The sequence below is a fragment of the Bradyrhizobium sp. BRP56 genome, from assembly GCF_020194035.1.
GTDB lineage: Bacteria > Pseudomonadota > Alphaproteobacteria > Rhizobiales > Xanthobacteraceae > Bradyrhizobium > Bradyrhizobium australafricanum.
Map to the genome: position 1 here is coordinate 25,197 of NZ_JADYVV010000086.1, position 13,022 is coordinate 38,218.

A 13,022-nucleotide genomic window follows, 5' to 3' on the forward strand; every position below is an offset into this window, starting at 1 on the left:
CGGGGAGATCGCCATGCTGACGGACGCCGACATCCAATCGCACGCCGCGCGGATCCGCGACGACGGATACACCGTGATCGAGCGCGCCGCCTCGCCCGATTTGGTCGAGGGGTTGAAGGCGGCAGTGCTGAGAATCGAGAGCGAGCACAATCTCGCACCTGCCAGGACGTCGTTCGAAGGCTTCAAGACGCTGCGCATCAACAACCTCCTGACCTATGACGATCTGTTCTGGGAGGTGCCGCTGCATGACAACGTGCTGCCGGTGGTCGAACGCGTGCTGGACAGGGAATGCCTGCTGTCGTCGTTCTGCTCGCTGGTGCTCGGCCCCGGCCAGGAGGCGCAGCCGATTCACGAAGACACCCAATTGATTCCGTTGCCGCGGCCGCACATTCCGATCACGATCAATGCGATCTGGGCGCTGTCCGATTTCCGCGACGACAACGGCGCGACGCGGATCATCCCGCGCAGCCACAAATTCGATTCGTCGCCGGAATACGGCAAGGAGTACGACGCGGTCACCGCGACCATGCCGGCCGGCAGCGTGATGCTGTTCGACAGCGCGCTGTGGCATGGCGGCGGCGCCAACAGCAGCGACGCCAGGCGCTTTGCCTTCTCCTGCGCCTATTGCTGGGGCTGGATGCGGCAGCAGGAGAATCTGCAGCTCGGCATTCCGCGAGAGACCGCGGCCCGCTTTCCGCGCCGGCTGCAGGAATTGTGCGGCTACAGCGTCTACAAGGGCCAGTTCGGCCACATCGACAATCACGATCCGATCGAACTGCTCGGCCGCGAGCGCGGCAAGCGGATGGTGTGGGAGGCGACCGACGTCAGGAAGGTGCGGCTGGCGGGGCAGTAATTCTCTTCGCCGTCATGGCCGGGCTTGTCCCGGCCATCCACGTCTTTTTTCCACGCAGCTTCAAAGACGTGGATGCCCGGGACAAGCCCGGGCATGACGAGGTGCTAGAGCCTGCGAAACCTCAAATACGCCGCCTTGCGCCCCTCGCGCTCGGCCTTGGCGCCGTAGCGCGTCATCGTGTAGTTCGGCCACGGCTGTTGCCAGTCGATCGCGCGCTCGGCGAGCCAGGCGAAGTCGGGCGAGCGCATCAGATGCGCCAGTGTCCAGGCGCAGTAGTCGTCGATATCGCTGACGAAGCGGAATTCGCCGCCCGGCGGCAGCAATCGTGTCATCGCAGCGACCGTCGCATCCTGCACGAAGCGCCGCTTCCAGTGCCGCCGCTTCGGCCAGGGATCGGGATGGATCAGGTCGATGCGCGCAAGCGAACGCGTCGGCGCCCAGGCCAGCAGTTCGGCCGCGTCGCCGGCGAACAGGCGGATATTGCCGATATTCAGCGCCTCGATCTGGGTCAGGATCTTCGCCATGCCGTTGACATAGGGCTCGCAGCCGATGAAGCCCGTGGTCGGAAAGGCCTGTGCCTCCGCGATCAGATGCTCGCCGCCGCCGAAGCCGATTTCGAGCCTGACATTCTCGATGCCGTCGTCGAACAACTCGGTCAGCGCCTCGGGCGCGGGCGCCGAGATGTCGACGGCCAGATGCGGCAGCAGAGTGTCGATCAGGTCGGCCTGATGCGGGCGCAGCTTATGGCCCTTGCGCCGTCCGAAGAACGAGCCGCGCGCATGCGCCATCGCGCCGTCGTCGGGAGAATCGCGATCGCCGCGGTCGCCTGGAGCCGGTGTCATCGCAGCGTTTGATAGAGACGGTGGAGCAGCCGCGCGCGCGGCTCGATCGACGAGATGTAGAGCTGCTCGTAATGGGTATGCGCGCCCTTGCCGTCGACGCCGAGGCCGTCGAGGGTCGCGGTGTGCGGCGCGGTGAAATTGCCGTCGGAGCCGCCGCCGGTGAACACATCCAGCAGCTCGAAGCCGAGCTCGGTGGCCAGCCCTCTGGCGTGCTCGTAGAGTGCGGCGCCGGCGTTGCTTTTCTCATAGGGCGGACGGTTTAACTCGCCCGATATCTTCACGCTGACGCCCGCGGTGCGTGAAGTGATCCCGAGAATCCTCGGCACCAGCTCGTCGGCGTCGGCCATGGTCGGCACGCGCATGTCGACTTCCGCATAGGCCTCTTCGGCGATCACGTTCGGCTTGGTGCCGCCGCGGACGACACCGACATTGACGGTGACGCCGCGCTTGAGATCGTTCATGGCCTCCAGCGCCTGGATCACATTGCCGAGCTCCCGGATCGCGCTGCGGCCGTCCTCGGGGCGCGTGCCGGCATGCGCCGGCGCGCCCTTGATGAACACGTCGAAACGCGCAACGCCCTTGCGTCCGGTGACGATCTTGCCGCCGTCGCGCGCCGGCTCCGTCACCAGCACGTATTTGGCCTTGCGGCCCTCGGTCTCGATCAGTGCCCGCGAGGTCGGGCTGCCGATCTCCTCGTCCGATACGTAGAGCTGGGTGATGCCGAGCGGCGGGCGCGCATCGTCGGCGCAGACCTGCCGGAATGCGTGATAGGCGAGGTAGGCGCCGCCTTTCATGTCGTAGATGCCGGGGCCGAAGGCGCTGTCGCCGTCGACCTTGAATGGTAACCGTTCGATGAATCCCATCGGATGAACTGTGTCGAGATGGCTCAGCACCAGGATGCCCGGCGCGTCCTGGCCCCAGGACGAGCGCGTCACCAGGTGATCGCCGCAGCCGTCGCGTCCCGCAATGCGCTCCACCGTGGCCGGCAGGTCGCGATAGCCCGACGCGACGAGATCAGCCAGCTTGTTGACCTGATCGGGCCGCTCGGTCGGAGATTCGATCTCGACCCAGCGGCGGATGCCGTCGAGAATCACGGCGGTTTCGAACGGATTGCTGGACATGCTGTTGTCGTCGCCTGTGAATTCGCTTTGTCATTGCGCGCACGCGCCGAAGCACGATCCGGAATCATGCTCAAAGGAGGCGCTCAAGCGCGATGATGCTCAAGCTGAGCTCATCGCGTTGGCGCGCGCCGGAATGGCATATTCCAGATTTGACGATCTCTCAAACGGATATGGCTGAATCAGGCCTGCTCGGCTGCCTCGCGCGCCGCGATCTGCTCGACCAGTTCGACGATGCTGCGGCGGAGCTTGGCGTCCGCAATCCGCGTGAAGGCGCGGGTCAGGGCCAGGCCCTCGGCGGTTGCCAGAAAATCGGAGACGTAAGTCGGTGAGGCGCCCTCGCTGAAGCCGTCGGCGGTCTTGACCCCGCTCGGGCCGCCGTCGAACAGGAAGGAGACCGGCACCTGCAGGATTTCTGAGATCTGCTGCAGCCGGCTGGCGCCGACGCGGTTGGTGCCCTTCTCGTATTTCTGCACCTGCTGGAACGTCAGGCCTAACGCCTCGCCCAGTTTCTCCTGGCTCATGCCGAGCATGATGCGTCGCATACGGACGCGGCTGCCGACATATTTGTCAACAGGATTGGGCGCTTTGGTGGACATCTCCAACTCTCCTAAGGGATTGCGCGCCCGTGGATGAGGCAAGTTGGAAGTGGAGTATGCCTCAGGCGCCGGTGCCGTCAAATCCTGCAAGGAGGATCGGGACGAAATGCGGACAATTTGCGCAAAGGGGCTGACTTGGCTTGTGATTTCGCGTGGACCCGTACAATGCGAAGTGCACGGTCGATCTGTCAACTGGTGGAATCATACTGAGGTAAATTTCGACGTTTTTTCGGGTTCGCGACAACCGGCGATATGCGGCCGTCAGGGTTTTCGCCTCACAAACCGCCGCCGCAACACGAACGCCAGGGCTGTGATCACAATCACAGCGGCGGGGACGTTCCCGACACGCGCATAGATCGTCGGCGCGATGGCCGCCGGCAGGCCGGCATCCAGCACGCCTTCGATGCCGAGCCCGAGTTGCGCGACGATCCGGCCAACCGGGTCGATGACGGCCGAGACGCCCGTATTTGCGGCGCGGACCATCGGCAGGCCTTCCTCGATGGTGCGCAGCCGGGCCTGTTGCAGGTGCTGGTAAGGGCCGGTCGAGATTCCGAACCATCCGTCATTGGTGACATTGACGATCCAGCCGGGACGGTCGTCGCGGCTCACGACATTGCCGGGAAAAATCGCCTCGTAGCAGATCAGCGGCAGGGCGCGCGGTGCATTCGGAATATCGAGCGTCCGGCGAATCGTGCCGGGAATGTAGCCGCCCTGCACCTTGGTGAGCTGCACGAAGCCGAGCTTCTCCATCCAGTCCTGGAACGGCAGATATTCTCCGAACGGGACAAGATGCAGCTTGTCGTAGACCGCGAGCACGCTGCCGTCGTGGTCGATGACGTAGATGGAATTATAGGCGCGCGTGACGCGGACGCCGGGCGGCAGATCGGGCGCGCGCACCGAACCGGTGATCAGCACGGTTCCCTTCGGAAGCAGGTCGGCGATCTGCGCCATCGCGTCGGCTTCCTTGGTCAGGAAGAACGGAAACGCGGATTCCGGCCAGATCAGGATGGTGGCATCCTTCACGCCGGTGGCATGCGGCCCGGAGGCGCGATCCGACAGGGTGAGATATTTCTGCATCACCGCCGCCTTGGCGGAGTAGTTGAACTTGGCGTCCTGCTGCAAATCGGGCTGCATGATGCGCAGCTTGACGCCGTCGACCAACCTGGTCGGCTGCTGCGCGAGGCGGACCACGCCGAACGCCAGCATCGTAGCCAGCACCAGCACCGCGGCCGCCGGCGCGCGCCACGGCTTGCGGCCGCGCGAGCCGCCGTCGATCAACACGGCCGGGCTTGCGAAGATCGCGACGGCCAGGAACGTCATGCCCCACAGCCCGATCAGCGACGCGGTCTGCGCCAGCGCCAGCGGCTCGGTCAGCGCGTACCCGAACGCATTCCACGGAAAGCCGCTGAGGAGATGGCCGCGCAGCCATTCCGAAACCGTCAGGCTGACCGCGAGCGCCAGCACGCGCGAGGCGTCGCGCGGCCAGATCAGCCGCGCCAGCGCGAAGCCGAAGGCGGTGAACAAAGCGAGATAGGCAGGCAGGCCGAGCACCGCGAACGGCGTCAGCCAGGCGAAGGTGTCCGCATCGACGAAGAAGGCGTAGCCGATCCAGTACAGTCCCGGCACGAAATAGCCGAGGCCGAACCAGAAGCCGGACAGCGCCGCGGCAGGCAGACCGCGCCAGCGGCCGGCCGCGCTGCCGTCGATCAGCCAGACCGCGATGGAAAAGGTGAGAAACAGAACCGGCCAGGCGTTGAACGGCGCCATCGCCAGCGCAGACAGCGCGCCGGCCGTGAGCGCGAGGACGGCGCGTTTCCATCCCCAGGTCAGGATGATTGCAAGGCCGATCGATCGGAGCTTGTCGGACAGCCTCACTGCGGACCGGCTCCCTCGCCGGGCGGCGGCATGTTGTCATTCGCCTGCGGGTTTCCGGAGTCCGGCGACTGCTCGCGGCGCCGCTCGCGCTCCTTGCGCGGCGTCGGCCGCTCCTTGCGCGCAGTGATGCGCACGCGCTTGACCCGCCGCGGATCGGCGTCGAGCACCTCGACCTCGTAATTGCCGGGCCCCGAAATCACCTCGCCGCGTACCGGCAGGCGCCCGACGAACGATACGAGGTAGCCGCCGAGCGTCTCGACCTCCTCGCCGGCGTCGCCGATCACGAAATCCTCGCCGATCACCGAGCGGACATCGTCGAGGCTGGCGCGCGCGTCGGCGATGAAGGAGTTGTCCGGCTGGCGCACGATGGACGGCGGCTCGTCCGAATCGTGTTCGTCGTCGATCTCGCCGACGATCTGCTCGACGATATCCTCGATCGACACCAGCCCGTCGGTGCCGCCATATTCGTCGACCACCAAAGCGAGATGAATCCGCGAGGCCTGCATCTGCGCCAGCAGGTCGATCGCGCGCATCGATGGCGGGATATAGAGCAGCTTGCGAATGATATTGGCTTCCGACAGCGGCAGTGCGAGGTCGACGCTGCGCAGATCGAGCCCGGCCGGGAACGGTTTCTTGCGCCGAGTCTTGGTCATGTCGGTGACGCGGGCTCTCGCGGTCATGAAGGCGAGCAGGTCGCGGATGTGCACCATGCCCTCGGGGTCGTCGAGGGTTTCGTTGTAGACGACGAGCCGCGAATGCGCCGCGCTCTCGAACAGGCTCATCAATTCGCCGAGCGGGATGTCGCGCTTGACCGCGACGATGTCGGCGCGATGCACCATGACGTCGGCGATCCGCCGCTCGTTCAGCGACAGGATGTTGCGCAGCATGGTGCGCTCGATCGCCGAGAAGCCGACATCGTCGGGCGTCGAGGCGTCGAGCACCACCTGCAAATCGTCGCGCACCGAGCCGGCCTTCCAGCCGAACAGGGTGCGGATCGCGCGCACCAGCCAGCCCTCGGCCGCCGGGCGCTGCACCTCGCCCTCGTGCACCACGGCGGGCAGGTTGCTCACGTTGCGCGGGTTGTCGTGGGTCGGTTCGGAATCCGGCATGTCAGGCGATCCGATCCGCATAGGGGTCGGGAATGCCGAGGGAAGAGAGGATCTCGCGCTCGAGCGCCTCCATGTCCTCGGCATCGTCGTCGTTCTCGTGGTCGTAACCGATCAGGTGCAGGAAGCCATGCACCGCGAGATGGCTCAAATGGTGGTCGAACGGTTTCTGCTCTTCATCGGCTTCCCGCCGCGTCGTCTCATAGGCGATCGCGATATCGCCGAGCATGCGCGGGGCATCGTCGGGTCCGCCGCCGGCGGCGCCCTCCGGCTGCAGCGCCGGAAACGACAGCACGTTGGTCGGCTTGTCGATGCTGCGCCAGTTGGCGTTGAGCGTGCGGATACCGGCATCGTCGGTCAGCATCACCGCAAGCTCGGCGTCGGCGACATCGGCATCGGCGATTTCGGCGGCAGCCTCGATGGCGCGGTGGATCACCGCGTCGGCATTGGGCTCGGCCTGCCAGCATTCGGCGGTGACGAGAACCTCGGTGGCAGGAAAAGCAGACACGTTGGTTTCAAAATCTGCGTTATGGCCGGATCCCGCGTCGTGCGGGCTCGCGGCCGAAGCTATTGGTCTCAAGATCTGGCGTTTGCCGGCTTTTGCGGCAATCCCTCATAGGCGGCCACGATGCGCGCCACCAATTCATGGCGGATGACGTCCTCGGCCTTGAAATGCACCTGCGCGATGCCCTCGACGCCGTCGAGCAGCTTCACGGCTTCCGTGAGCCCCGAGACCTGGCCGTGCGGCAGGTCGACCTGCGACGGATCGCCGGTGACGATCATCCGGCTGTTCTCGCCGAGACGCGTCAAAAACATCTTCATCTGCATCGTCGTGGTGTTCTGCGCCTCGTCGAGGATAATGGCGGCATTGGTCAGGGTGCGGCCGCGCATGAAGGCGAGCGGGGCGATCTCGATCTCGTTGCCCTGCAGCGCGCGCTCGACGACGCGGGCATCCATCAGATCGTACAGCGCGTCATAGATCGGGCGCAGATACGGATCGACCTTCTCCTTGAGGTCGCCGGGCAGGAAGCCGAGCCGCTCGCCGGCTTCCACCGCGGGCCGCGTCAGGATGATGCGATCGACCTCCTTGCGCTCGAACAGCTGCGCGGCATGGGCGACCGCGAGCCAGGTCTTGCCGGTGCCGGCCGGGCCGATGCCGAACACCAGCTCATGCCGCTTCAGCGCGCGGATGTAGGAATCCTGCGCCGCGGTGCGGGCGCGCACCGGACGCTTGCGCAGATTGATGGTCTCGAAGGTCGGCTTGGCGGTCTTGTTGTCGAATTCGAACAGCGAGCCCTGCGCGATCACGGCGCGGATCGCGCCTTCGACCTCGCCCTGATCGAGGTCGTGTCCTTCGACGGCCTGCGCGTAGAGCGTCTCCAGCACGCGCCGCGCCGCGTCGCAGCCGTCGCGGGAGCCTGCGATGGTCAGATGATTGCCGCGGGAATCGACCACGACGCCGAGCCGCCGCTCGATCAGCGCCAGATTTTGTCCGTAGGGGCCGACCAGCGCGGATGCCGCGCGGTTGTCGTCGAAATCGATGACGACCTGAGTTTCAGGGGGCCGGGTCTCAGGTGGCATTTGCATGTCGCGGTCAGGTTTGCGGCTGGGAGCGAGCGAAGACGAATCCGATGCGCTTTTGGGCAAGGATTTCAGGCTCCAATGGTCTGCGAAATGAGGCCGGGCGCGGGTCGCGTCGCGAGCTCGCCGATCAGGCTGTAGCGCTCGAGGCTGTCGATCCTCACCGGGAGGACCTGGCCGATGATGTCAGGCGACGCCATCACATGGGCGGGCTGCAGATAGGCGGTGCGGCCGACGATCTGGCCCGGATTGCGCGCGGCGCGCTCGAACAGCACATCGACCGTTGTGCCAATCGCGGCCCGGTTGAAGGCCGATTGCTGGCTGTCGATCAATTCCTGAAGCCGCCCCAAGCGCTCGTCCATCTCGGCTGCTGACACTGTCTCCCGCATCTCCGCCGCCAGCGTGCCCGGCCGTGGCGAATACTTGAATGAATACGCCGCAGCGTATCCGATTTGCGTGACAAGCGCGAGGGTGGCGGAAAATTCTTCCGCGGTCTCTCCGGGGAAGCCCACGATAAAATCTGATGAAAAAGCAATGTCTTGCCGCGCGGCGCGGAACCGGTCGATGACGCGCCGGTAGTCATCGGCGGTATGTTTGCGGTTCATGGCGGCAAGGATCCGGTCGGCCCCCGACTGCACCGGCAGGTGCACGAACGGCATCAGTTCGGGCAAATCGCGATGTGCCGCGATCAGGGCGTCGTCGACGTCGCGCGGATGGCTGGTCGAATAGCGCAGCCGCATGACGCCAGGGATCTCGGCGAGGCGCTGCAACAATTTGCCGAGCGGCCAGACGCGGCCGTCGGGGCCTTCGCCGTGATAGGCGTTGACGTTCTGTCCGATCAGCGTGAATTCGCGCACGCCGTTGTCGGCGAGCTGCTTCACATCGTCGATGATCCTGGCGACCGGACGCGAGACCTCCGCGCCGCGCGTGTAGGGCACCACGCAGAAGGTGCAGAACTTGTCGCAACCTTCCTGCACCGTGACGAAGGCGGAGATGCCGCGGGCGCGGATCGCATCCGGCTTCGGCTGCGGCAGGAAGCCGAACTTGTCCTCGATCGGGAATTCCGTTTCCAGCGCGCGGCCGTTTGCCTTGGCGCGCTTCAAGAGCTCCGGCAGATGATGATAGCTCTGCGGCCCGACCACGATGTCGACGGTCGGCGCGCGATGGATGATCTCGGCGCCTTCGGCCTGCGCGACGCAGCCGGCGACCGCGATCTTCATTTCGCGGCCCGCCCGCGCAGCCTCGTCCTTGGCGACGCGCAGCCGGCCGAGCTCGGAATAGACCTTCTCCGACGCCTTCTCGCGGATGTGGCAGGTGTTGAGGATCACGAGGTCGGCGTCTTCGGCGCTCGCGGTCTCGACAAAGCCCTCGCCGGCCAGCGTGTCCGCCATGCGTTGCGCATCGTAGACATTCATCTGGCAGCCATAGGACTTGATGTGCAGCTTGCGCGGCGTCGTCATGGAACCCTGAGAGCGAAAAATGGAAACGGCGCCATCGGGGCGCCGGGGCTGAAATATAGCTTAAACCGGGGAAAATCCAGCGGTCTGGACGTCATTCCGGGGCGATGCGTCAGCATCGAACCTCAGGTGCGCAATTGCGCACCGGGGAATCTCGAGATTCCGGGTTCGCTCCCTTCGGTCGCGCCCCGGAATGACCTCGCAGGGTCAGTCAGCGCTCGCCGTGGCCCCCACCCGGGCGATCAAATCGGGCAATTTCCGCATATCGGCGAAGGTGACGGCCGCACCGGCCTGGCGCAGCATGTCCTCGTGTTCCGCCGTGCAATGGCTGCCGCCGTAAAAACCGAGCACGGTCATCCCGGCGGCGCGGGCGCCGGTGACGCCGGCCACGCTGTCCTCAATCACGACGCAACGCGCCGGGCTGGCACCCATCTGCGCCGCCGCGAACAGGAAGAGGTCGGGCGCCGGCTTGCCGCGCTTGACTTGCGTGGCGGAGAAAATATGCGGCGCCAGCTGGTCGTACAGCCCGGCGCAGGTCAGGCCGTGATGGATCTTTTCCGGCGTGCCGCTCGACGCCACGCATTTCGGTAAGCCGAGCGCGGCGATCGCCTCGCCGACATGCGCGATCGCACTGAGATCGTCGGCATAGAAACTCAGCGTCGCGTGCTTGACCTCGGCCTCGAAGGTCTCGGGCAGCGCGCGGCCGATCTCGCTCTCGACGATCCGCCGCGCCTCGCGGTCGGACACGCCGAGGAAGCGCTTCAGCACGCCGTCGGGTGTAATCGGAAAGCCGTGCCGCGTCAGCGTCTCCGCATGCGCGCGACAGGAGATCACCTCGCTGTCGACCAGCACGCCGTCGCAATCGAAGATGACGAGGTCGAAACTCACCCGGCTTACGACTTGCTGTCTTCGTCGAGCGGGACGCAATACAGCTCGAGACGGTGATCGACCAGCTTGTAGCCGAGCTTGCGCGCGATCTCGGCCTGCAGCTTCTCGATCTCTTCGGAGGTGAACTCGATCACCTTGCCGTCGCGCAGATTGATCAGGTGGTCGTGATGGCTCTCGGGCATCTGCTCGTAGCGCGCGCGGCCCTCGCGGAAGTCGTGGCGCTCGATGATGCCGGCATCCTCGAACAGCTTGACGGTGCGATAGACAGTCGAGATCGAGATCTTGTCGTCGACCGCCACGCAGCGGCGGTAGAGCTCCTCGACGTCAGGGTGATCCATGGCCTCCGCCAGCACGCGTGCGATCACACGGCGCTGTTCGGTCATGCGCATGCCGGTCGCGGCGCAGCGCGCCTCGATGCCGGTATTCTTCTGCGCAGGCGTGATTTTCACCGTCGTCATGGGTCCTTGGCAGGTCCTTGGCCAGTCCTTGAGCCTTCGATGGCAGAGCAGGGCGCTGTTCTGCCATCGCGCCGATGTTACGACAAGTCGCGGCGCATCAGAAGCGCGTTCAAATGTTCCCCGCCGGGCTGCTTGTAGTAGCGTTCGCGGCGGCCGATCACGCCGAATCCGGCCTTTTCGTAGAGCCGTCGCGCCGGCTGATTGTTCTCTTCCACCTCGAGGAAGATGGTGCGGATGCCGCGGCCGGCAAGATGGCCGAGATGGGTCAGCAGCAGGTCGCGCGACAGGCCGCGGCCGCGCTGATTGGAATCGATCGCAATCGACAGAATTTCGGCTTCGTCCGCTGCCATCCGTGAGACGGCAAAGCCGATCACCTTGCGTCCCTGCCGCAGCCGGTGCACCAGCGTGTTGCGCTCGGTCAGCATCGCCTCGAATTCGCCCTCGCCCCAGCCGCGATGAAACGACGCGCCGTGCAATTGCGCGAGCCGCGCCGCATCGCGCAGCGATGCGGGCTCGACCGCGGGCGGACCGCCGCCCCACCATCGTGACAGCCAGCCGATCATGTCGATCGCGGCGTGCTGATTTCGAGCCGGTCCTTCGGCGGCTTGGCGTCGGGCGCGCGCAGATAGAACGGCCGCGGCGGCGCGGTTTCAGGATCCACGGCCGCGCCGATCCAAGCGACCCAGGTAATATCGGGCGCGGGCTGCCGGTCGACCTTGACCGGCGGTGCGGCGTCGGCGGGCCAACGCTCGGCGAGGATATTGGCTGCGTTGCCGACCAGATGCAGCGCGCCGTGTTGGGAGGCCTCGAGCGCTTCCGCGATCGGCGCCACCTTCGGCTTGATGATCGGACTGCCGTCGCCGCCGACCAGCTGGAAATAGACGTGATCATGCCGCGCATCGATCGCTGACAGGATCGCAGCCGCGCCATTCTCGGCGACGACAGGCGCAGCGTAGGCGGCGAGCGTCGACAGTCCGACCACCGGCTTTTCTGCGGCCAGCGCCAGGCCGCGCGCCGCCGAGAGGCCGACGCGCAGGCCCGTGAAACTGCCGGGGCCGGTGGTGACGGCGATGCGGTCGAGCCCGGCAAAGCCGATGCCGCTCTCTTTCATCACCCGAGCGATCAGCGGCATCAGCGCCTCGGCATGGCCGCGCTGCATCGCCTGCGATTCAATGGCGATTGTATTGCCGGAGGTGGTGTCGAGCACCGCCGCGGAGCAGGCGTCGAGCGCCGTATCGATGGCGAGAATCATCATGGGAGGGCGAATAGCGAATAGGGAATGGCGAACAGGGGTCTTGCGGAGAATGCTATTCGCGATTCGCCACTCGCCATTCGCCGCTCCATCACATCGGCCGGACTTCCTGCACGTCGGGCACGAAGTGCCGGAGCAGGTTCTGGATGCCGTGTTGCAGGGTTGCGGTCGATGACGGGCAGCCGGCACAGGAGCCCTTCATGTTGAGGTAGACGATGCCGTCCTTGAAGCCGCGGAAGGTGATGTCGCCGCCGTCATTGGCGACCGCGGGACGCACGCGGGTCTCGATCAGGTCCTTGATCTGCTCGACCGTCTCGGCGTCGGCCTCGTCGAAGAACTCGTCTTCCTCATCGCGGGCGTCGTCGCTGGCCGCGGTGCCGTCGGCGAGCAGCGGCGCGCCGGACATGTAGTGCTCCATGATCGCGCCGAGGATCGCGGGCTTGAGGTGCTGCCAGTCGCCGTCCGCCTTGGTCACGGTGATGAAGTCGCCGCCGTAGAACACGCCGGTGACGCCGGATACGGCGAACAGCCGTTCGGCGAGCGGCGAGCGCGCGGCGGACTCGGGCGAGGAAAATTCCATCGTCCCGCTGTCGAGCACCATGCGGCCCGGAATGAATTTCAGCGTGGCGGGATTGGGCGTTGCTTCGGTCTGAATGAACATCTGCTGTCTCCGGCGTCGCCGGTTCAAGGCCGGCGCGTTGGGTTCCATTATAGCGTTTTCGAGCGAAGTGACACCGGTTCGCGAAGAAAACGCGTCAAATCAAGGAGTCAGATGGCAACTAAAAAGCCCGCGATCAAGCCGCAAAACCGCGGTTCCAGGCGCATACCCATGCCCGGAAGCGGGTCCGGTGCGGTAATGCCCTAGGTGTCTGGTCCCGGAGTGTGGGGGAATCAGCCAAACTGGTCCTTCATTCCGGGAGGACCTATGGGCCAGATACTCCATGGCAGCGCCACGACCACGCACGCGATCCGAGCGGCAATACAGCGATCGAA

Annotated in this window: 14 protein-coding genes; 1 reads left to right on the forward strand and 13 read right to left on the reverse strand. The window is 65.6% G+C overall.

The genetic code is table 11. The annotated features are described in order from the left end of the window. Window positions 1-13: 13 nt before the first annotated feature. Window positions 14-853, forward strand: a complete 840-nt coding sequence (locus I6F38_RS38435) for a phytanoyl-CoA dioxygenase family protein (protein ID WP_225164083.1) — start codon at window positions 14-16, stop codon at window positions 851-853. A 104-nt stretch (window positions 854-957) separates the two neighbouring features. Here the strand turns inward: I6F38_RS38435 and trmB are convergent, their stop codons facing one another. The 13 genes from trmB to I6F38_RS38500 form a co-directional block, all read right to left on the reverse strand. Then, on the reverse strand, window positions 958-1,641 hold the full coding sequence (trmB, locus tag I6F38_RS38440) for a tRNA (guanosine(46)-N7)-methyltransferase TrmB (RefSeq protein WP_225164093.1): 684 nt from the start codon (window positions 1,639-1,641) through the stop codon (window positions 958-960). A 50-nt stretch (window positions 1,642-1,691) separates the two neighbouring features. Next, complete coding sequence (locus I6F38_RS38445; protein ID WP_225164084.1) at window positions 1,692-2,816, reverse strand: M20 family metallopeptidase; 1,125 nt, start codon at window positions 2,814-2,816, stop codon at window positions 1,692-1,694. Between the two features lie 179 nt (window positions 2,817-2,995). Then, window positions 2,996-3,412: a helix-turn-helix transcriptional regulator gene (locus I6F38_RS38450; RefSeq protein ID WP_028335515.1), complete on the reverse strand. Its 417-nt coding sequence runs from the start codon at window positions 3,410-3,412 to the stop codon at window positions 2,996-2,998. Between the two features lie 261 nt (window positions 3,413-3,673). Further along, entirely contained in the window at window positions 3,674-5,287 is a 1,614-nt protein-coding gene (gene lnt, locus I6F38_RS38455; protein WP_225164085.1) for an apolipoprotein N-acyltransferase, read from the reverse strand. Then, window positions 5,284-6,396, reverse strand: a complete 1,113-nt coding sequence (locus I6F38_RS38460) for a hemolysin family protein (protein WP_225164086.1) — start codon at window positions 6,394-6,396, stop codon at window positions 5,284-5,286. The genes lnt and I6F38_RS38460 overlap by 4 nt, the downstream gene beginning before the upstream one ends. A 1-nt stretch (window position 6,397) precedes the next feature. Further along, complete coding sequence (gene ybeY, locus I6F38_RS38465) at window positions 6,398-6,901, reverse strand: rRNA maturation RNase YbeY (protein WP_225164087.1); 504 nt, start codon at window positions 6,899-6,901, stop codon at window positions 6,398-6,400. A gap of 68 nt (window positions 6,902-6,969) precedes the next feature. Further along, on the reverse strand, window positions 6,970-7,980 hold the full coding sequence (locus I6F38_RS38470) for a PhoH family protein (protein WP_225164088.1): 1,011 nt from the start codon (window positions 7,978-7,980) through the stop codon (window positions 6,970-6,972). Between the two features lie 65 nt (window positions 7,981-8,045). Further along, on the reverse strand, window positions 8,046-9,434 hold the full coding sequence (gene miaB / locus I6F38_RS38475; RefSeq protein ID WP_225164089.1) for a tRNA (N6-isopentenyl adenosine(37)-C2)-methylthiotransferase MiaB: 1,389 nt from the start codon (window positions 9,432-9,434) through the stop codon (window positions 8,046-8,048). Window positions 9,435-9,638: 204 nt separating this feature from the next. After that, window positions 9,639-10,319 (reverse strand): HAD family hydrolase, encoded by a 681-nt coding sequence (locus tag I6F38_RS38480; protein WP_225164090.1) that lies wholly within the window; start codon window positions 10,317-10,319, stop codon window positions 9,639-9,641. 5 nt (window positions 10,320-10,324) lie between these two features. Further along, window positions 10,325-10,777 carry a Fur family transcriptional regulator gene (locus I6F38_RS38485; RefSeq protein WP_016840396.1) on the reverse strand — a complete coding sequence of 151 codons (453 nt, stop codon included), beginning with the start codon at window positions 10,775-10,777 and terminating at the stop codon, window positions 10,325-10,327. Window positions 10,778-10,854: 77 nt separating this feature from the next. After that, window positions 10,855-11,340: a ribosomal protein S18-alanine N-acetyltransferase gene (gene rimI / locus I6F38_RS38490; RefSeq protein WP_057015309.1), complete on the reverse strand. Its 486-nt coding sequence runs from the start codon at window positions 11,338-11,340 to the stop codon at window positions 10,855-10,857. Next, window positions 11,337-12,032, reverse strand: coding sequence for a tRNA (adenosine(37)-N6)-threonylcarbamoyltransferase complex dimerization subunit type 1 TsaB (tsaB, locus tag I6F38_RS38495; RefSeq protein ID WP_168856636.1), 696 nt, complete (start codon window positions 12,030-12,032; stop codon window positions 11,337-11,339). The genes rimI and tsaB overlap by 4 nt, the downstream gene beginning before the upstream one ends. Before the next feature lie 88 nt (window positions 12,033-12,120). Next, on the reverse strand, window positions 12,121-12,690 hold the full coding sequence (locus I6F38_RS38500) for a NifU family protein (protein ID WP_028335524.1): 570 nt from the start codon (window positions 12,688-12,690) through the stop codon (window positions 12,121-12,123). Window positions 12,691-13,022 lie beyond the last annotated feature (332 nt).

What these genes read in the sequence shown, in the direction of transcription:
- I6F38_RS38435 (WP_225164083.1), top strand. Translation starts at nt 14, where the DNA reads ATGCTGACGGACGCCGACATCCAATCGCACGCCGCGCGGATCCGCGAC.
- trmB (WP_225164093.1), bottom strand. Translation starts at nt 1,641, where the DNA reads ATGGCGCATGCGCGCGGCTCGTTCTTCGGACGGCGCAAGGGCCATAAG.
- I6F38_RS38445 (WP_225164084.1), bottom strand. Translation starts at nt 2,816, where the DNA reads ATGTCCAGCAATCCGTTCGAAACCGCCGTGATTCTCGACGGCATCCGC.
- I6F38_RS38450 (WP_028335515.1), bottom strand. Translation starts at nt 3,412, where the DNA reads ATGTCCACCAAAGCGCCCAATCCTGTTGACAAATATGTCGGCAGCCGC.
- I6F38_RS38460 (WP_225164086.1), bottom strand. Translation starts at nt 6,396, where the DNA reads ATGCCGGATTCCGAACCGACCCACGACAACCCGCGCAACGTGAGCAAC.
- I6F38_RS38470 (WP_225164088.1), bottom strand. Translation starts at nt 7,980, where the DNA reads ATGCAAATGCCACCTGAGACCCGGCCCCCTGAAACTCAGGTCGTCATC.
- miaB (WP_225164089.1), bottom strand. Translation starts at nt 9,434, where the DNA reads ATGACGACGCCGCGCAAGCTGCACATCAAGTCCTATGGCTGCCAGATG.
- I6F38_RS38485 (WP_016840396.1), bottom strand. Translation starts at nt 10,777, where the DNA reads ATGACGACGGTGAAAATCACGCCTGCGCAGAAGAATACCGGCATCGAG.
- rimI (WP_057015309.1), bottom strand. Translation starts at nt 11,340, where the DNA reads ATGATCGGCTGGCTGTCACGATGGTGGGGCGGCGGTCCGCCCGCGGTC.
- tsaB (WP_168856636.1), bottom strand. Translation starts at nt 12,032, where the DNA reads ATGATGATTCTCGCCATCGATACGGCGCTCGACGCCTGCTCCGCGGCG.
- I6F38_RS38500 (WP_028335524.1), bottom strand. Translation starts at nt 12,690, where the DNA reads ATGTTCATTCAGACCGAAGCAACGCCCAATCCCGCCACGCTGAAATTC.